Below are 18881 nucleotides of genomic sequence, written 5' to 3'. Positions count from 1 at the left end.
TCTACATGCGGAAGACACCGAAGGTGTCGGTACCGGCGACGGGCGCGTTGTGGGCGAAGGACAGGCACAGTCCGAGGACGGTGCGGGTGTCGCGGGGGTCGATGATCCCGTCGTCGTAGACCCGTCCGGACAGGAACATCGGCAGGGACTCGGCCTCGATCTGCCGTTCCACCAGTTCGCGCATGGCCGCGTCCTGGTCGTCGTCGTAGGGCGTCCCCTTCTTCGCGGCGGCGGCCCTGGAGACGATCGAGACCACCTCGGCCAACTGTCTGGGGCCCATCACCGCGGAGCGGGCGCTGGGCCAGGCGAAGAGGAAGCGGGGGTCGTAGGCCCGTCCGCACATGCCGTAGTGTCCGGCGCCGTAGGAGGCCCCGATGAGCACCGAGAAGTGCGGCACGGTGCTGTTGGAGACGGCGTTGATCATCATCGAGCCGTGCTTGATGATGCCGCCCTGCTCGTACTCGGCCCCGACCATGTAGCCGGTGGTGTTGTGCAGGAAGATCAGCGGGGTGTCGGCCCGGTTGGCGAGCTGGATGAACTGCGCCGCCTTCTGCGCCTCCTCGCTGAACAGCACCCCGTTGTCGTTGGCCAGGACACCGACCGGATACCCGTGCAGGCGGGCCCACCCGGTGACCAGACCCGCCCCGTAGAGCGGTTTGAACTCGTCGAACTCCGAGCCGTCCACGATCCGGGCGATGACCTCGCGGGGGTCGACCGGGATCTTGAGGTCGGGGGGCATGATCCCCAGGAGCTCCCCGGCGGGGTGGAGCGGTTCGACCACGGACCCGGCCGGGGCGGGGCCCGCCTTGGTGTGTCCGAGCCGGGCGACGATCCGACGTCCGATCCGGATCGCGTCGTGTTCGTCCTCGGCCAGGTGGTCGGCGAGCCCGGAGACCTCGGCGTGCATGCGGGCCCCGCCCAGGGACTCGTCGTCGCTCTCCTCACCGGTGGCCGCCTTGACCAGCGGCGGTCCGCCCAGGAACACCTTGGCCCGGTCCCGGACCATGACCACGTGGTCGCTCATCCCGGGGATGTAGGCGCCCCCGGCGGTGGAGTTGCCGAAGACCAGGGCGATCGTGGGGATACCGGCGGCCGAGAGCCGGGTCAGGTGGCGGAAGGTCCCGCCGCCGGGGATGAAGATCTCCTTCTGGGTGGGCAGGTCGGCGCCGCCCGACTCCACGAGGCTGATCATCGGCATCCGGTTGCGTTCGGCGATCTCGCCCGCCCGCTGTGACTTCCTCAGGGTCCAGGGGTTGCTGGAGCCGCCCCGCACGGTGGGGTCGTTGGCGACGATCACGCACTCCACGCCGGAGACCACACCGACCCCGGTGACCACGCTGGCGCCCACGTGGAAGTCGCTGCCCCAGCCGGCGAGCGTGGACAGTTCGAGGAAGGGGCTCCCCTCGTCGAGGAGGAGTTCGATCCGCTCCCGGGCGAGCAGTCCGCCCCGGGAACGATGGCGTTCGATGTAGCGCTCCCCTCCTCCGGCCAGGGCCTTGGCGTGTTCGGCGTCGATCTCGGCCAGCCCCGCGAGCATGGCCTCCCGGGCCTCGGCGTAGGCCGGGCCCCGTATGTCGAGTCTCGAGGTCAGGACGCTCACCTGGTCTCCTCTCCGTTCGGGCTCCGCTCCAGCAGGAGTTCGGGGACGGGCATCCGTCGGGCCCGTAGCCATTCGCCGAGCCCCTTGGCCTGGGGGTCGGCCCCTTCACGGCGGGCCGTCCCCGGGGCGAGCAGCCCCTCGATCCAGAAGTCGACCGCGCGCAGGGAGGGCAGCGGATGACGGGTGACCCTCAGGTCGGCGACCTCGGGCAACAGGTCGCGCAACACGTCGACGGTGAGCGCGTGGGAGAGCCAGCGCCACCCCTCATCGGTGGTCGCCCATACGCCCAGGTTGGCGTCGGGACCCTTGTCGCCGCTGCGCGCGCCCAGCACCAGACCGAGGGGGACGGTGCGCACGGGCCCCTCCGGCAGGGGTTCGGGCTGCGGCGGGTCGGGGACCTCGGCGAGGGCGAGGGTCCTGGTCGGATGAGGGATCCTCTCCCACTCGCCGTCGGGGGTGATGACGATGTGCTCGACCTCCGCGGCGGGGACGAGGACGTGGGTGGCGGCGACCCCGTCGGGGCGGGCGTCGCGCGGTGGGGAGGTGATGTGGAAGCCCGCGTAGCTGCCCAGGGCCAGTTCGACGGCGGCGGCGCCGAGGCGACGGCCGATGACGGCGGGGTCGCGGTCGCGGGCGATCGCGCGCAGCCGGGCGGTGGCCGCGTCCTGCGTCGCCCCGTGCGGGTCCTGGGCCGGGGTGAACTCGAAGCGCAGTTCCTCGGGCTCGTTCCCGGCCAGGGCGGCGCGCATCTGTCGTTCCACCCGGGCGGCCTTGGCCTCGGCCTCCAGTCCGGGGAGGAGGAACTCCACCTCGTTGCGAAAGCCCGTGAGGCCGGTCAGGCCGACCTTGAGGTCGGGCGGCGGCGGTTCGCCCTGGACCCCGTCGATCCGTACCCGGTCCGGGCCCGCCTCGGTGAGGCGGACGGTGTCCAGGCGCGCGGTGACGTCGGGCCCCGGGTAGCGGGCTCCGCGGATCTCGTAGACGAGTTGGGCGGTGACGGTGCCCACCGTGACCGCTCCCCCGGTGCCCTCGTGCTTGGTGATGGTCGACGAGCCGTCGGCCTCGATCTCCGCGAGAGGGAAGCCGGGCCGGTCCAGGTCGTGGCCGGACAGCGCTTCGGCGAACGCGTAGTTGCCGCCGGTGGCCTGGGCGCCGCACTCGATGACGTGTCCGGCCACGGTGGCGCCGGCCAGGGCGTCGAGGTCGTCGTGGGTCCAGCCGAAGTGGGAGATGGCCGGCCCCACCGTGAGGGAGGCGTCGGTGACCCGTCCGGTGACGACGATGTCGGCTCCGGCGTCCAGACAGCGGGCGATGCCGAAGGCCCCCAGATAGGCGTTGGCGGTGAGGGGTCCGTCCAGGTCCAGTTCCTCGGCCCGGTGCAGGAGGTCGTCGCCGGTGACGCAGGCGATCCGGGGTTCGAAGCCCAGCTCCTCGGCCAGGTCGGTGAGGCGGTCGGCCAGGCCCCGGGGGTTGAGGCCTCCGGCGTTGGTGACCACTCGGATCCGGCGTTCCATGATCAGCCCGAGGCATTCCCGCATCTGTTTGAGGAAGGTCCGGGCGTAGCCGCGTCCGGGGTCGGCCAGTTGGTCGCGTCCCAGGATCGCCATGGTGAGTTCGGCCAGGTAGTCACCGGTGAGCACGTCCACGGTGCCTTCGGTGAGCATCTCGTGCACCGCCGAGAGGCGGTCTCCGTAGAAGCCGGAGGCGTTACCGACCCACAGGGAGGGGGCTTCTGTCGCGGTCATGGCACGAGAGTGACATCGGACACACGAAAAAACAAGCTCTCCTGATTGTTCTTCCGGGACGAGACTCCCGTATTGGCCGGAACCGGACGCCGCCGACCCGCGTTCGGGCCCCCGGGACGGGGAACGCGGCCGGTATTTTGACGCGGGTGAGTACTTCCCCAGAGGACACCACCGACACCTCCTCCACCGAGACCCCCGAACCCGACGACACCACAGGTGACGCCACCGGGGCCGAGGCCACGAAGGACGAGGGCGAAGAGGCCTTCCTGTCCGCGGCCCCGGCTCACGGACGCGGCGGCGGCCTGTTCGGTCCCGAGACCTTCGGCGTGGCCGGCGCCCTGCTCTTGGGCGTGGTCCTGTTCTCCACCGAACTCATCGCGATCTTCAACCAGTACGTCCTGACCGGGGCCTCCGGGGTCCTCGTACCCGCCGTCCAGGGCCAGCTGACCGGGGCCGGGCTGTTCTCCGCGCTGGCCGTGGCGAGCGCGTCCGCGGCCCTGTTCCGGGCGACGCACACGACACGCCCCTGGGCCCGTCACCTGGCCGCCGCCACGATTCTGGTCGGGCTGCTCGCGGTCCTGTTGACCGTGCTGTCCTACGTGCTGTTGGGCTCCTGAAGGGCGCCTCCGAGACGCCACCGTGTCCGGAACGGCCCGAATCCCTCCATTGACCAGGTGGTTCTTAGGCCCCGCTTACACGGACCCACCGGTACGTTGGCCGCGTGAGTACCACTCCGGAAGATCACCCAGGACCCGAGAACACCACGAGCGCGCCGGAGGGTGGCGGCAAGCCGACCTTCGAACCGGCGGGGACGGAGGCCCCGCCGCGGGACGAGGCGCCCGTCGAACCCGAGACGGACCCGAACGGTGAGGACACCGACCCCGGCGAGGACGCGGAGGAGGCGCTCCCCACCGAGCCCCGCCCCGGAGGCGTCCTGTCCGCCGAGACCTTCACCATCGCAGGGCTGATCCTGCTCGGTGTGACCGTCATGTCCGGGCAGCTCATCGAGATCCTCACCAGCATGATCCTGGTGGACGGCCAGCCCATCGAGGGCGGCCAGATCAGGCAGATCAGGATCCAGCTCATGACCGGCGGGTCGATGGCCCTGATCGCCGTGATCCTCGGCGGTCTGGCCCTGAGCCTGACCGACGCGGGCAGCCGCCACTGGGCCCGGTGGGGTTCGGCGGCGACCATCCTCGTGGGGCTGATGTTCGTGGTCGTGGCGGCCGTGGCCGTCTACATGATCCCGGAGGCGGCGCCGCAGATGATGCCGCCGCCCATGCCGAACTGACGGGGGCTCCCCCGCGACACCGCCCGAGACACGGAACGGCCGGGGCCCATCGAGGCCCCGGCCGTTCTCATCGCTTGCCCCGAGGACTCCCGCCGCGACGCGACCCTCGCCCACGTCCTGAACTCCACCTGGGCCTGAGGAGCCTGAACGCCGATGGGGCGGGGCCGAAGATCCGGTCCCGCCCCATCGTTCGTCCGTGGGGTCAGGCGATGCGGTCGATGACCAGCGGGGCGGCCTTCCACTCGTCGCCGGCGCCGATGTCGAACGCGCCCTCCAGGGCCTCGGCCGCCCGGTCGAAGCGCTCCGGCTCGTCGGTGTGCAGGGTGAACAGCGGCTCGCCCGCCTTGACCTCCTCGCCCGGCTTGGCGTGCAGGGTCACGCCCGCGCCGAAGGACACCGCGTCCTCCTTGCGCGCTCGCCCGGCGCCGAGCCTCCAGGCGGCCAGGCCCACCTGGTAGGCGTCCAGTCGGGTGACCACGCCACCGGTCGGGGCGAGGACCACGCGACGCTCGGCGGCCACGGGCAGCGGCGCGTCCGGGTCGCCGCCCTGCTCGCGCACGAGCTCCTTCCAGGACGCCAGCGCGCTGCCGTCGCGCAGCGCCTCGGCCGGGTCCCTGGTGCCGCCCTCGCCCGGGGTCAGACCGGCGGCCAGGAGCATCTCGCGGGCCAGGGCCACGGTCAGCTCGACCACGTCGGCGGGCCCGCCTCCGGAGAGGACCTCGACGGCCTCGGCGACCTCCAGGGCGTTGCCGACCTGACGCCCCAGCGGGCTCTCCATGTCGGTGAGCAGGGCGACGGTGCGCACCCCGTGGTCGTTGCCGATGTCCACCATGGTGCGGGCCAGTTCGCGGGCGGAGGCGAGGTCCTTCATGAACGCCCCCGAGCCCACCTTGACGTCCAGCACCAGCGAACCGGTGCCCTCGGCGAGCTTCTTGCTCATGATGGAGGCGGAGATGAGCGGGATCGACTCGACGGTGCCGGTGACGTCGCGCAGGGCGTAGAGCCTGCGGTCCGCCGGGGCCAGCCCGGAACCGGCCGCGCAGATCACCCCGCCCGTGGTGGTGAGCACCCGGCGCATCTCCTCGGTGCTCAGCGACGCCTTCCAGCCGGGGATGGCCTCCAGCTTGTCGAGGGTGCCGCCGGTGTGGCCCAGCCCGCGACCGGAGAGCTGGGGCACGGCCGCGCCGCAGGCCGCCACGGTGGGGGTGAGCGGCAGGGTGATCTTGTCACCGACCCCTCCGGTGGAGTGCTTGTCGGTGGTGGGCCGGGCCAGGTCGGAGAAGTCCAGCCGCTCGCCCGAGTCCAGCATCGCCTCCGTCCATCGGCTCACCTCGGAGCGGTCCATCCCCTGGAGGAAGATCGCCATGGCCAGCGCCGCCATCTGTTCCTCGGCGATCTCGCCACGGGTGTAGGCCCCGATCACCCAGTCGATCTGCTCGGGGGTGAGGGTCCCCCCGTCGCGCTTGGCGCGGATGATCTCGATGACGTCCATGTCACGTTCCTTCCGTGGCACTGCTTCGGTGATGGCGAGGGTGGATAAAGGGCGTCTCCCCGGCCGCGGTGGGCCGGGGAGACGCCGATGGGGTGACTATGTGAGGTTGTGCGGTCCGAAGGCCTGCGGCAGGACCCGGTCCATGGGGAGGATCCCCTCGGGCGTGTCCACAAGCAGTTCGGGCCCGCCGTGTTCGTACAGCAGTTGTCGACATCGCCCGCACGGCATCAGGGCGGAGCCCCGCCCGTCCACGCAGGCGAAGGCGACCAGACGTCCGCCGCCGGTGGCGTGCAGCGCGCTGACCAGACCGCACTCGGCGCACAGGCCCACACCGTAGGAGGCGTTCTCCACGTTGCAGCCGCTCACCACCCGGCCGTCGTCGACCAGAGCGGCGGCGCCCACCGGGTAGCGGGAGTAGGGGGCGTAGGCGCGGCCCATCGCCTCCCGGGCGGCCGCGCGGAGCGCCTCCCAGTCGACGTCCGGGGCCGTGCCCTCGGCGCCCTTCGCGTGCTCGGTCATGAGCGGCTCGCCCTCCATTGCCTACCGACGCCCGCGGGTGCCCGCAGCCGTTGCGAGGCCAGCGACAGCACCAGCAGGGTGGCGATGTGCGGGCTGTAGGTGGCCAGCTCGCGCGGCAGGGAGTCGGTGGTGAAGTACCAGAACAGCAGCACGATCGCGGCGAGCGTACCGGCCACGGCCAGACCCTTGCGGTCCTTGCGCACCTGCCACACGGCCACCACCAGCAGTACCACGGCCAGGAGCAGCAGCAGCGCGTGGATCGCGGCGCCGCCACCACGTACCTGGAGGGCGTCGGTGTAGCCGAACAGGCCCGCGCCCATGGCCAGACCGCCCGGACGCCAGTTACCGAAGATCATCGCGGCCAGACCGATGTAGCCGCGGCCGCCGGTCTGCCCCTCCTGGTAGATCTGCGAGGCGACGATCGCGAGGAAGACGCCGCCCATACCGGCCAGACCACCGGAGATGAGCACCGCGACGTACTTGAGCGTGTACACCGGCACACCGAGGGACTCGGCGGCGTCGGGGTTCTCGCCCACCGAACGCAGTCGCAGACCGAAGGTGGTCTTCCACAGCACCAGGTAGCTGAGCGGGATCATCAGGACCGCGATGAGCGTCAGCGCCGACATCCGGGTGGTGAGGCCGATGATCAGCGCGGCGATGTCGCTGACCAGGAAGATCCCGCTCTGCGCGACCGGGGTGAGCGCCTCGGGCAGCCACGGCACGTTCAGGGTGGGGAACGAGGGCGCGGGCGGGGACTGGGCCGCGCCGGCGCCGGGGATGTCGGCGTAGACGAGGATCGACAGGTAGCGCATGGCGCCCAGGGCGAGGATGTTGATCGCCACACCGGACACGATGTGGTCCACGGCGAAGGTCACCGTGGCCACCGCGTGCATGAGGCCGCCGAACATCCCTCCCAGGGTGCCGGCCAGCAGACCGATCCAGGGGTTGTCGAAGCTCCACGCGAAGTAGGCGCCGAACCAGGTCCCGAAGATCATCATGCCTTCGAGACCGATGTTGATGATGCCGGCGCGTTCGGCCCACAGACCACCGAGCGCGGCCAGGCCGATCGGGACCGCGAAGGTCAGCGTGGTGCGGACGGTGCCCGCGTCGGTCAGCATGTCCTGGCCGGTGATGACCCGCAGCCCCGCGAGGGACACCAGGACCGCCATCAGCAGGGTGAGAAGACGCCAGCGCCCCCACCCCTTGGGCCGGGACCTTCCGGCCACCGGCTCCATCACGTTGAGTTCCTGACTCACTTCGCCTCCCCGCCGCGCTCGCCGTCGGTGCCGTGGGCGCCGTCGCCGCCCTCGGTCCCCTCGGCGGAACCGTGCTCCGGGCCGGCGCCGTGGGACACGGTCGCGGGCTCCGGAGTGGTCTCGGTCGTGCGACCGAGCTGTCGACCGACCTGTTGCTGCTGGTGGCGACGGCCCCAGCGGTGGACGACCTCGTAGACCACGACGACCGTGAGGACGATGGTGGCCTGTGCGATGACCGCGATCTCCTGGGGGATGCCGTCGAAGGGCAGAATGCCCGCCGCCTGGTTCAGGAAGGCCCAGAACAGGGAGGCGAAGACGATGCCGACCGGGTGGTTGCGCCCCAGCAGGGCGATCGCGATACCGACGAAGCCGATACCGGCCGGGAAGTCCAGGGCGTAGTAGTGGGAGCTGCCCAGAAGCTGGGGCAGGCCCACGAGCCCGGCGACCATGCCGGAGAACAGCATGGACAGGAAGATCATCTTCTTGACGTCGACGCCGCTGGCCTCGGCCGCCGTCTTGGACTGGCCGGTGGCGCGCAGTTCGAAGCCGAACCGGGTGCGGTTGAGCATCACCCAGTAGCCGATGCCCACGGCGATGGCGAGGAAGACCAGACCGAAGATCTCACGCTCCGAGCCCAGGAAGGTCGCCGGGATGCCGGGGACCCAGCCGGACTCGGGGATCGGCGGGGTGCCGATGTTGTTGGTGCTGATCTCGACCGCGAGACGGCCTTCGGTCAGCAGGTAGGCGGTGATACCGGTGGCGATCGAGTTGAGCATGATCGTCGCGATCACCTCGGACACCCCTCGGGTGACCTTGAGGTACCCGGCGATACCGGCCCACACGCCACCGACGGCGACCGCCGTGACGATGACGACGAACTGGCTGATCACCGGGGGCAGCACCAGGTATCCGCCGACCGCGGCGGCCAGCAGGGCCGCCAGTCGGTACTGGCCGTCCACGCCGATGTTGAACAGCTTCATCTTGAAGCCGATCGCCACGGCCACGGCGGCCAGGTAGTAGGTGGTGCTGTCGTTGATGATCTGCACCATGCTGTTGGGCCGGGTGCCGTATTCGAGCATCCGCTCGAAGGTGCTCAGGGGCGCGATGCCGCTGAAGAACAGCACGGCGGCGGTCACGGCGGTGGCGATGATCCCGGCCGCGAACACGGCGGCGAAGGACAGCGCCAACATGGCCGAGAGCCGGTGGATCAGCAGGAAGGCCAGTCCCGCGCCGACGGCGCCGCCCAGGAGGGCCGCCGCCCACTCCTGGAGCTGGAGGTCCAGCGCCCAGGCCGCGAGCAGTCCGCCGAGCACCGACAGCACCAGGGCGGCCGGGAGCACGAGGGTCTTGTGCAGCGTCGTGTGCTTCTCGTCGACGTCGTCGCCCGGATCGCCGTCGTCGGTCCGGCCGGAGGCGGTCCAGAACACGAAGGCGAAGGCCGCGACCACACCGATGATCAACGCGGCCCACCACAGCAGCGCCAGATCGAGCCCGGCGGTGACACCGGCGCCCAGGAGGATCGCGATCACCACGACGGCGGGACCGGGCAGGGGCGCGCCGGGGCGGGAGGTCCTACTCATGATCCGCCCTCGTTCTCTTCCTTGTCGGTGCCATCGTTCGCACCGGTCTCACTTTCCTCATCGCCGCACAGGCCGGCGCCGGTCATGGCCGAGCCGAGCTGTTCGGGGGTGACGGTGGCGGGGTCGGCCTCGGCGACCAGGCGTCCGCGCAGGATGACGTGGAGCGTGTCGGACATGCCGATCAGCTCGTCCAGGTCCGCGGAGATCAGCAGCACGGCCAGGCCCTCGGCCCGCGCTTCGCGGAGCTGTTTCCAGATGGCGGACTGGGCGCCCACGTCCACGCCTCGGGTGGGGTGGGCGGCGACCAGGAAGCGCGGTTCCCCGCTCATCTCCCGGCCGATGATGAACTTCTGCTGGTTACCGCCCGAGAGCGCGTCGGCGATGACGTCGATGCCGGGGGTGCGGACGTCGTACTCGGCGACGATGCGTTCGGAGTCCTTACGGGCTCCGGCCTTGTCGATCCAGGGGCCGCGTACGCTGGGCGCCTTGGTCTGGTGACCCAGAATGCGGTTCTCCCACAGCGGCGACTCCAGCAGCACGCCGTGGCGGTGCCGGTCCTCGGGGATGTAGCCGACCCCGGCCTCGCGGATGCGCAGGGTGGACCAGGTGCTGATGTCCTCCTCCTCCAGGAGGATCCGCCCCGAGGAGAGGCGGCGCATGCCCATGATCGCCTCGATGAGCTCGGACTGGCCGTTGCCCTCGACACCGGCGATGCCGACGATCTCGCCCCGCCGGATGTTCACGGAGACGTCGTCGACGACGGGGCGGCCCTCGGCCGACAGCACGGTGATCCCGTCCAGGGACAGGACCACGTGGTCGGTGACGGTGGACTCGCGCAGCTCGGGGACGGGCAGTTCGCCGCCGACCATCAGGGTCGCCAGTTCCCGCGCGGTGGTGGTGCGCGGGTCGGCGGTGGCGACGGTGGTGCCGCGTCGGATGACGGTGATGTCGTCGGCGACCGACAGGACCTCGTCGAGCTTGTGCGAGATGAAGATGACCGTGAGGCCCTCGCGCTTGAGTTCGCGCAGGTTGGCGAAGAGTTCGTCGACCTCCTGCGGGACCAGTACGGCGGTGGGCTCGTCCAGGATGATGGTCTCGGCGCCCCGGTACAGGACCTTGAGGATCTCCACCCGTTGGCGGTCGCCGATGCCCAGGTCCTCCATCAGGCGGTCGGGGTCCACGCCCAGCCCGTACTGGGCGGACAGGCTCCTGATCCGTTCACGGGCCTTGTTGCCGATGCCGTGCCGGCGTTCGGCCCCCAGGACCACGTTCTCCAGGACGGTGAGGTTGTCGGCCAGCATGAAGTGCTGGTGCACCATGCCGATGCCGTGCTTGATGGCGTCGGAGGGCGAGTGGAAGCGCACCTCCACGCCCTTGACTCGGATCTGTCCCTCGTCCGGCCGGTGCATGCCGTACAGGGTCTTCATCAGCGTGGACTTGCCCGCCCCGTTCTCGCCGACGATGGCGTGCACGGTACCGGGGGCCACGGTGATGTCGATGTCGTGGTTGGCCACGACGCCGGGAAAACGCTTGGTGATCCCGCGCAGCTCAACGGCGGCGGGTCCGTTCGACCCGCCGCCCGATGGCGTGCTGCTCATCAGACTCCTCTATGGGAACTTGCGGCGGGGCGTGGCGGGCCTTGACAGGGCCACGACCGGACGCCTTCGTCGCGGTGCGGCTACCGGGCGGAGCCGAAGGGGTCGTGTGCCCCTTCGGCTCCGTTCCTCGTGACCCTCGGGTCACCTCGCGGGCCCGGCTCCCGCGGTGGGCTCGACGCCCGTCACGGCTCGGTGGGAACCTCGATCTCACCGGCGACGATCTGCTCCTTGAGCGCGTCCAGCTCCTCCTGGATCGGCTCGATGGCCTCCTCGTTGGAGGTGGTGTAGTCGACACCGCCGTCGGTGAGGTCGAAGCGCTGGATGCCGCCCTCGACATCGCCCTCGACGGCCGCGCTGATGAGCTCGAAGACCGAGACGTCGACCTGCTTGATGGCGGAGGTCAGCACGTGCTGCTTCTGGTCGTCCTCGGCGTTGACGTACTGGTCGCTGTCGACGCCGATGAAGGTGAAGTCGTTGGCGACCGCGGACTCCAGGATGCCGTTGCCGGAGGCGCCGGCGGCGTGGTAGATGACGTCGGCGCCGCGGTCGTACTGGGCCTGGGCGACCGCGGAGCCACGGGCGGGCTCGTTGAAGCCGCTCATGTCCGGCGGCTGGCTCAGGTAGTCGATCTCGACGTTGATGTCCTCGTTGACGTGTTCGGCCCCGGCCACGAAACCGGCTTCGAACTTGTGGATCAGCGGGGTCTCGACACCGCCGATGAAGCCGACGTGGTCCTCCTCGGTGGTCAGCGCCGCGGCGGCACCGGCCAGGAAGGAGGCCTGTTCCTCGGCGAACACCAGGCTGGTGACGTTGTCGATGCCCTCGATCTCGGAGTCGATGATCGCGAAGTCGACCTCCGGGTACTCGGGGGCGACCGACTGGATGGCGCCGTCGTAGGCGAACCCGACGGCGATGACGAGGTCGTAGCCCTCCTCGGCCATCGTGGTCAGGCGCTCCTCCTTGGCGGAGTCGGCCTCGTCCTTGGCGGGCTCGAAGTCCTGCGTCTGGACGCCGAGCTCCTCGGCGGCCTGCTCCAGCCCGCGGTAGGCGGAGTCGTTGAAGGAACGGTCGCCACGACCACCGACGTCGTAGGCCAGTCCCACCTGGAGCTCGGATGCGTCGTCACCGGAGCCGTCGCCGGACCCGTCGTCGGCCGCGTTGTCACACGCGGTGAGTGCCAGCATGCTCGCCGCTGCGACGGCGGCGAACTTGGCCGCGTTACTGCGCTTCACTTGGGTAACTCTCCCCTTCGCCCTCTCAGCACTGCCGCATTCCGCAGCGGAACCGGCCTGAGTTCTGCTGCCGGACGATATCTCGTGGCCGAAAGTACACCGCACCATCGGACGGAGTTGTTATAAAGGCGAGAGCCAAGTGACATGGGGCCTTACCCGGAAGTTACCAAGAACACACCGGAGCCGGTCAACCGTCTTCCTATTCTCTGTTTTTTCACCCCCTCTTCCCTGGAGGAACACGAGTCCGGCACCGATGGTGCGGACCCCTTCACCCCTGGTCACGAGGCCCCGGTGACACCCTACCGGTCTAGACCGGACTGACCCACTTCAGGCCTCGTCCGCGTCGACCTCCAGAAAGTCGATCACGGCCCGGCGGAACGCCCGGGAGGAGACGGCGTTGACGTGGTCCCTCTTGGGAACCTCGACGAAGGTCGCGCCGATGGCCTCGGCCAACCCCTCCACACCCGCCGCCACGGGGTCCTTCGCACCCGCCGCGAACAGGATCGGAACACCCCCGGGACGGGGTTCGGGGGTGAAGGGTCGGGCCGCCTGACCGAGGGCGCAGGCGGCCAGGGCGTCGGCATCGTTGCCCGGGAGCCCGACGACCGTTCGATAGACCTGGTCGAAGGGGGTGTCGCCCTCACCCGGGACACCCTCCTCGACCCCGGCCAGGGCGTTGTCCGGGCCGAAACCGCCGAGGACCAGCCGGCGCACCCGCTCGGGGGCGGTGAGCGCGAGTTCCCAGGCCAGGCGGGAGCCCATCGAGTAGCCGACGACGTCGACACGCTCCAGACCGAGCCGATCGAGCAGGTCCACCAGGTCGGAGACGAAGTGTTCGGGGAGGTAGAACGCGCTTTCGGTGGGTTTGTCACTGGCACCGTGGCCGCGCAGATCCGGGCCGATGACACGGCGTCCCACGGCCTCCAGATCACGCACCCAGCCGGTGGACCCCCAATTCATCTGGAAGTCGCTTCCGAAACCGTGCAGGAGAAGGACCGGAACGGCCTCTCCCGGGGCCTCCGGAAGCAAATCCACATAACTCATCGTCACGTCTCCGACAGGATTCGTCGTCATGAATATCTCCGTGCCTTTCACGGGTTCGAACTTACTGAGAAAAGGGACGGAGGCCCATTCAGATGTTCCTATGAACGAATCGACTCTCCGGGCCTTTTCGTTCGTGTCGACATCCGAATGGACCTCCGTGGAGGGATGATCCGATCAATCCGTCGGGGGCTTCAGACGCACCCGCCTGCGGGGCGCGGCCTCCTCCGTCGGAACGCGACCGACGATCCCGGCCTGCGGTCCGTCCTTCCTCTCGACCGTGAAGGTCACCAGAGGGGCGCCCACCGGGACGACCTGCTCCTCCTCGGCGTGCAGGCCCGCCACGACCCCGCTCTCGGGGGAGGGGATGACCACGGCCGACTTGGTGGTCTCCACCTCCACCAGCGGGTCGTTGCGGCCGATCCGGTCCCCGACCTCGACCTGCCATTCCAGGACGGTCGCCTCGACCAGCCCCTCGCCGAGGTCGGGAAGGGAGAAGGTGATGTTCTCTTCTGCCATGTCGGCTAGTACTCCAGGGTTCGCTGGACCGCGAACAGGACGCGGTCGATCGTCGGCAGGTACTGGTGCTCCAAGGGGCCGGCCGGGTAGGGCACGTCGAATCCGGTGACGCGCTGGACCGGCGCGGCCAGGTCGCGGAAGCACTGTTCGGTGATCAGGGAGGAGACCTCCGCCCCGAGCCCGGCCGTGAGCGGTGCCTCGTGGACGACCACGGCGCGCTTGGTGCGCGCGACCGAGGCGGCCAGTCCGGCGGCGTCGATCGGCTTGAGCCAGCGCAGGTCCAGCACCTCCAGCTCGACGCCGTCCTCCGCGGCCAGTTCGGCCACCTGGAGGCAGCGGTGCACCATGGCGCCCCAGGCGACGAGGGTGGCGTGCCGGCCCGGACGCACGACACGCGAGGTGCCGATGGGGTCGGTCGGCTCGCTCAGGCGGACCGGACGACGGTCCCAGTAGCGGGCCTTGGGCTCCATGTACACGACCGGGTCGTCCGAGCGCACCGACTGGAGCAGCAGACTGTAGGCCTCGCCCGGGTCGGAGGGCGCCACGACCTTCAGGCCCGGGGTGTGCGCGAAGAGCGCCTCCAGGCTCTCCCCGTGGTGTTCGGGGGCCTGGATGCCGCCGAAGGAGGGCAGACGCAGGGTGATGGGCATGGGGGCGGCGCCGCGGGTGCGATAGTTCATGCGCGCCACCTGGTTCACGATCTGGTCGATGGCCGGATAGGCGAAGCCGTCGAACTGGAGCTCCGGGACGGGACGCCAGCCGTTCATCGCCAGCCCGACCGCCATGCCCATGATGGCGGACTCGGCCAGGGGGGTGTCGAAGACGCGCTGGTCGCCGAACTCCTTCTGGAGGCCGTCGGAGACGCGGAAGACCCCGCCGAGGGCGCCGACGTCCTCACCGAAGAGCAGGACCCGGGGGTCCTCGGCGAGCAGGGTGCGCAGGGCCCGGTTGATGGCCTGCTGCATGGACAGTTCGACCGTCTCGGTCTCGGGCGCCGGTTCGGCCCTCTCGATCAGCTCGGTCACAGCTCGACCTCCTCCTGCCAGGTACGGCGCTGGCGGGACAGTTCTTCGGTGGACTCACGGAACACGTGGGTGAACAGATCCGAGCCGTGGGGCTCGGGGGCCGTGGCCACACCGTCGCGGATCCGCTCGGCGCGGGCGGCGGCCTCGGCGTCCACCCGGTCGAGGTGGGCCTCGTCGGCGTGGCCGGCCTCGATCATGGCCGCGCGCAGCAGGTCGAGGGGGTCGCGTCGACGCCACCGGTCGGCCTCGGCCTCGTCCCGGTAGCGGCCCGGATCGTCGGAGGTGGAGTGCGGTTCGACCCGGTAGGTGAGGGCTTCGATGACGGTGGGGCCGCCGCCCTCGCGGGCCCGCTCGACCGCCTGGGCGGTGGCGGTGTGGACGGCGCCGACGTCGTTGCCGTCGACGAGGACCCCGGGGAGGCCGTACCCCTCGGCGCGCGCGGCGATGGAGCCGCCCGCGACCTGCCGGTGGTTGGGCACCGACAGCGCCCACTGGTTGTTCTGGCAGAAGAAGATGACGGGTGCGCCGAAGACGCCCGCGAAGTTCATGGCCTCGTGGACGTCGCCCTCGGAGCTGGCGCCGTCGCCGAAGTAGGCCATCGCCACGCCGTCGCCGCCGCGCAGGCTCTCGCCGATCGCCCAGCCCACCGCGTGCGGCACGGGTCCGCCGACGACGGCGTTGACCGCGCCGAAGCGGGACTCCATCACGTCGTAGAGGCCGCCGTGCCACAGGGCCCGGTGGGTGGACATGTAGCCGACCATCTCGACGCCGTAGGCCAGGGCCGAGGCCATCTCGCGGTAGGTGGGGAAGACGAAGTCGCGTGCGGGATCGAGCGCGGAGACGCCGCCGACCTGCGCGGCCTCCTGGCCCCGTACGGAGACGTAGGCGGGGAAGACGCCCTGGCGCTGGAGGGCGATCGCCTCGGTGTCCAGGTCGCGCGCGGTGCGCATGTCGCGGTAGAGCCCGCGGGTCAGTTCGGGCGACAGGTGCTCCACGGTGATGGCGCCCCGGCCCGTCGACTCTGGGGATGGCATGTCGAGCGGCTCCCAACGTGGCCCTGGGTACGCGTGGAGCGCCGCCGGGGCTCGAGGTGGTCACGGTCTTGCCTTGATTGTCCGGATGTCTGGACGTTTTCGCTAGATATCACCGAACAGTCGAGATGATCGGGAACGACACGAGACTCTCGGTTCGTGATCGTCTAGGATTCAACCCTCAGAACGGAGGAAAACGACACAACACGCTGAACACCACGAACCACCACCGACCCCACCATCTCTACCCTCTCGACGGTGCGCCGCGCCATCGTTTTCCGCGACCTCCACCGAGCACGGCGAGGCGTTGCGATCCGAACACGGGGGGTACGCGACCGTCGTCGGAACGCGTACCTTCGTACCCCCGACCCACAGGAGTCGTCATAGGTACACACAGAAGCAACGAATGCGATCGAAATAGCCGAACGAAGGGTAATTTCCTCCTGATTCATGACACTTCGGCCTAGACCCCGCCCGCTCGGGGAAACTCTCGAGCCACTCCGCGCGTCAACCATGAGTACAGTCGGACTCCACCGCCATCCCGCCGGGCGGTTCGCACGAGAGGCGACCGCGCGCAAATCCCCCGACCCCCCATCCCCCTCCGACCCACAACAGCCCGAGCGTGCGCATCCCATCTCGCCGACTGAGATCTCCATGGACGAGAACGACGTTTACCTGGCATTTCCTCGGTTCTCCGCCAAAGACGGAGACAAAGGACCGAGCACCATGACAAGAACACCTGAGGAGCACCCGACATGGCCATGGGCGAACAGCGCAGGAACGGCCGGCGGCCGGACACCACCGACCAGACCATTCTGAGCGCGCTCGCCAAGGACGCGCGAACCGGCATCACGGAGATCGCCTCACTGGCCAACGTCTCCCGGGCCACGGCCTACAACCGGATCAAGCGACTCACCGACGACGGCGTCATCCGCGGCTACTCCGTGGTGACCGACCACGCCAAGATGGGGCTGGGCGTCACCGCGCTCGTCCTCATCTCCGGTAGCCAGCCCGATTGGCGGGCCAACCGGGAGATCCTCTCCTCCTACCCGGAGATCGAGTACTGCTGGTACGTGGTCGGTTCGGCCGACATCGTCCTGCTGGTCAGGGTCGCCAACACCAACCAGCTCCGCGACCTGATCCTCACCCGGCTCCAGGCCCTGCCAGGGGTGACGTCCACTCAGACGCTCACCGTGATCGACGAGGTGGTCCATCGGCCCGTCGTGGAACCGACGGACGAGGAGGAATGAACCCTCCGGGTCACCCGCCCACCAGGACGGCGATCTCCGCCTTCAGCTCGGACAGGATCTTCGAGCCGCGCGCACGGACGTCCGCGACGTCCCCGTCGACCCCCGACACGACCTCGATATAGGCCTTCAGTTTGGGTTCGGTCCCCGAGGGGCGCAGGGTCACCCTCCCCCGCACCGTGCCCTCCAGTTCGAAACGCACGGCGTCGGTCGAGGGCAGACCCTCGTGCCCCTCGGCGAAGTCGACGGTCCTCGCCACCCTCAGAGGACCGAACGCGGTGGGCGGCTCGACGCGCACCCGCCGCATCGTCGCGGCGATCACGGCCGGATCGGACACCCGCACCGAGAGCTGATCGCTCAGGTGCAGGCCGTGGCGGCGCGCCTGGTCGTCCAACAGATCGACCAGGGTCAGCCCCCGACGTTTCGCGGTCGCGGCCAGCGAGGCGGCCACCAGCGCGGCGGAGATCCCGTCCTTGTCGGCGACCGGGCGCCCCTCGTCGCCTCCGACGCAGTACCCCAGCGCCTCCTCGTAGGCGAACACCCGACGCTCCCCCGGCCCGCCCGCGCGGGCCAGCCACTTGAAGCCGGTCAACGTCTCCTCGTAACGCGCCCCCCGGTCCCGCGCGATCTCGCCGAGCAGGCTGGAGGAGACGATGGAGGTGGCCACGACCCGATCGGGGCCCTCGGTCCGGTCGAGCACGTACTCGGCGAGGAGCCCGCCCACCTCGTCGCCGGTGAGCATCCCGTGCCCCGGGACCGCCAGGGCCAGACGGTCGGCGTCGGGGTCGTTCGCGATGACCAGGTCGACGCCCTCGGCCTCGCCCAGCGCGAGGGCCAGGTCCATCGCCCCGGGCTCCTCGGGGTTGGGGAAGTCGACCGTGGGGAAGTCGGGGTCGGGCTCGAACTGTTCGGCCACCACGACGGGACGGGGGAACCCGGCCCTTTCGAAGGCCTCCAGGAGCACGCGGCCGCCCACACCGTGCAGGGGCGTGTAGGCGACGGACAGGTCGCGGTCCTCGCCCAAGGGCAGAGCGGTGACGGCGTTCAGGTAGCGGTCGACCGCCTCACGGCCCAGGACCGTCCACCCCTCGCCCAAGGGCAGGTCGCCGACCGGGCCGACCGCGTCGATGAGGGTGGAGATCTCCGCGTCCACCGGGGAGACGATCTGCGCGCCCGCGTCGTCGCCCTCGCCGCCCACGTACACCTTGTAGCCGTTGTCCTGGGGCGGATTGTGGCTGGCGGTCACCATGATCCCGGCGTCCGCGCCCCGTTCCCGCAGCGTGTAGGCCAGCACCGGGGTCGGCAGGGGCCCTTCCAACAGGGTCACCCGGTGGCCCGCCCCGGTGATGACGGCGGCGCTGTCCCGGGCGAAGTCCGCCGAACGGTGCCGGGCGTCGTGACCGATCACCACGTGCCGGCCGCCGTCTCCGAGCCAGGCCGCGATCCCGGCGGCGGCCCGCATGACCACGACCCGGTTCATCCGCCCGGGGCCCGCGCCCAGGGCACCGCGCAGCCCGGCCGTACCGAACTCCAGCCCGGCCGCGAACCGGTCGGCGAGGTCGGTCGCCGCGGCACGCTCGCCCGCCTCGGCCCGGCCGAGCAGGTCGGCCAGTTCGTCCCGGGTGACGGGGTCGGGGTCCTGGTCGAGCCAGTCCCGGGCACGGGTGAGGAGTTCGGTATCGGTCATCGGATCGCCTTTCGGTCG

16 protein-coding genes are annotated in these 18881 nt (G+C 70.2%); 3 read left to right on the top strand and 13 right to left on the bottom strand.

The features are described from left to right. Position 1: 1 nt before the first annotated feature. Both TR33_RS14650 and TR33_RS14645 read right to left on the bottom strand, forming a co-directional pair. Positions 2-1600: an acyl-CoA carboxylase subunit beta gene (locus tag TR33_RS14650; RefSeq protein ID WP_042283699.1), complete on the bottom strand. Its 1599-nt coding sequence runs from the start codon at positions 1598-1600 to the stop codon at positions 2-4. Beyond that, positions 1597-3345, bottom strand: a complete 1749-nt coding sequence (locus TR33_RS14645) for an acyclic terpene utilization AtuA family protein (RefSeq protein ID WP_042283697.1) — start codon at positions 3343-3345, stop codon at positions 1597-1599. The genes TR33_RS14650 and TR33_RS14645 overlap by 4 nt, the downstream gene beginning before the upstream one ends. Positions 3346-3491: 146 nt before the next feature. Here TR33_RS14645 and TR33_RS14640 point away from each other — a divergent pair, with 146 nt between their 5' ends. Together TR33_RS14640 and TR33_RS14635 are read left to right on the top strand one after the other, a co-directional pair. Then, positions 3492-3962 (top strand): hypothetical protein, encoded by a 471-nt coding sequence (locus tag TR33_RS14640; RefSeq protein WP_017535067.1) that lies wholly within the window; start codon positions 3492-3494, stop codon positions 3960-3962. 104 nt (positions 3963-4066) lie between these two features. Next, entirely contained in the window at positions 4067-4636 is a 570-nt protein-coding gene (locus TR33_RS14635) for a hypothetical protein (protein ID WP_017535066.1), read from the top strand. Between the two features lie 202 nt (positions 4637-4838). Here TR33_RS14635 and TR33_RS14630 read toward each other — a convergent pair whose 3' ends face one another. The 10 genes from TR33_RS14630 to TR33_RS14585 form a co-directional block, all read right to left on the bottom strand. Continuing rightward, a complete protein-coding gene (locus TR33_RS14630; protein ID WP_042283694.1) occupies positions 4839-6128 on the bottom strand; it encodes a thymidine phosphorylase in 1290 nt (429 codons plus the stop codon). A 96-nt stretch (positions 6129-6224) separates the two neighbouring features. Then, the gene (locus TR33_RS14625) at positions 6225-6665 is read right to left on the bottom strand and encodes a cytidine deaminase (protein WP_017535064.1); all 441 of its coding nucleotides are present in this window, start codon (positions 6663-6665) and stop codon (positions 6225-6227) included. Continuing rightward, complete coding sequence (locus tag TR33_RS14620) at positions 6644-7903, bottom strand: ABC transporter permease (protein WP_014911018.1); 1260 nt, start codon at positions 7901-7903, stop codon at positions 6644-6646. Before TR33_RS14620 ends, TR33_RS14625 begins: the two co-directional genes overlap by 22 nt. After that, on the bottom strand, positions 7900-9483 hold the full coding sequence (locus TR33_RS14615) for an ABC transporter permease (RefSeq protein WP_017535063.1): 1584 nt from the start codon (positions 9481-9483) through the stop codon (positions 7900-7902). The genes TR33_RS14620 and TR33_RS14615 overlap by 4 nt, the downstream gene beginning before the upstream one ends. Further along, positions 9480-11081 (bottom strand): ABC transporter ATP-binding protein, encoded by a 1602-nt coding sequence (locus tag TR33_RS14610; protein ID WP_042283691.1) that lies wholly within the window; start codon positions 11079-11081, stop codon positions 9480-9482. The genes TR33_RS14615 and TR33_RS14610 overlap by 4 nt, the downstream gene beginning before the upstream one ends. Before the next feature lie 182 nt (positions 11082-11263). Further along, a complete protein-coding gene (locus TR33_RS14605; protein ID WP_042283689.1) occupies positions 11264-12313 on the bottom strand; it encodes a BMP family lipoprotein in 1050 nt (349 codons plus the stop codon). 327 nt (positions 12314-12640) lie between these two features. Further along, positions 12641-13357, bottom strand: coding sequence for an alpha/beta fold hydrolase (locus TR33_RS14600; protein WP_234305849.1), 717 nt, complete (start codon positions 13355-13357; stop codon positions 12641-12643). A 174-nt stretch (positions 13358-13531) separates the two neighbouring features. Beyond that, entirely contained in the window at positions 13532-13873 is a 342-nt protein-coding gene (locus TR33_RS14595) for a biotin/lipoyl-containing protein (RefSeq protein ID WP_042283681.1), read from the bottom strand. Between the two features lie 5 nt (positions 13874-13878). Next, complete coding sequence (locus tag TR33_RS14590) at positions 13879-14898, bottom strand: alpha-ketoacid dehydrogenase subunit beta (protein WP_042283678.1); 1020 nt, start codon at positions 14896-14898, stop codon at positions 13879-13881. Then, positions 14895-15932: a thiamine pyrophosphate-dependent dehydrogenase E1 component subunit alpha gene (locus TR33_RS14585; protein WP_042283674.1), complete on the bottom strand. Its 1038-nt coding sequence runs from the start codon at positions 15930-15932 to the stop codon at positions 14895-14897. The genes TR33_RS14590 and TR33_RS14585 overlap by 4 nt, the downstream gene beginning before the upstream one ends. 752 nt (positions 15933-16684) lie before the next feature. On the opposite strand from TR33_RS14585, the gene TR33_RS14580 reads away from it, so the two are divergent. Continuing rightward, the gene (locus TR33_RS14580) at positions 16685-17179 is read left to right on the top strand and encodes an Lrp/AsnC family transcriptional regulator (RefSeq protein ID WP_014911596.1); all 495 of its coding nucleotides are present in this window, start codon (positions 16685-16687) and stop codon (positions 17177-17179) included. A gap of 10 nt (positions 17180-17189) precedes the next feature. Here TR33_RS14580 and TR33_RS14575 read toward each other — a convergent pair whose 3' ends face one another. Further along, positions 17190-18863 carry a phospho-sugar mutase gene (locus TR33_RS14575; RefSeq protein ID WP_017535057.1) on the bottom strand — a complete coding sequence of 558 codons (1674 nt, stop codon included), beginning with the start codon at positions 18861-18863 and terminating at the stop codon, positions 17190-17192. Positions 18864-18881 lie beyond the last annotated feature (18 nt).

It is taken from the genome of Nocardiopsis alba (genome assembly GCF_000710955.1).
Taxonomy (GTDB): Bacteria; Actinomycetota; Actinomycetes; order Streptosporangiales; family Streptosporangiaceae; genus Nocardiopsis; species Nocardiopsis alba.
The sequence above is the reverse complement of the archived record's forward strand: the minus strand, read 5'-3'. Positions and strand labels throughout refer to the sequence as shown.